Here is a 289-nt window from a genome sequence, read left to right on the forward strand (position 1 = left end):
AACACACCTTCTTCCATGATTAATACTCTGTCCATCTTGTGCGCTAATTGCGTATCATGCGTTACGACAACGAAGCCTGTATCCAGCTCACGCTGCAAGGTCAGCATCACATCTTGGATCTTTCGTGCTGTGGTTTCATCCAAATTTCCCGTCGGCTCATCCATCAATACGCACTTTGGCTGATTGACCAGCGCACGAGCAATGGCAACTCGCTGACGCTCTCCTCCCGACAACTCAGAAGGCTTATGTTTAGCGCGTGCTGACAAGCCCACTAAGTCAAGCAATTCAA

Annotated in this window: 1 protein-coding gene; it reads right to left on the reverse strand. The window is 49.1% G+C overall.

Annotated features, from left to right (window positions below):
* Positions 1-289: ATP-binding cassette domain-containing protein (locus tag A3761_RS06455; RefSeq protein WP_156491677.1), on the reverse strand; the 289-nt coding region annotated here is incomplete at both ends.

Source organism: Oleiphilus sp. HI0123, assembly GCF_001635315.1.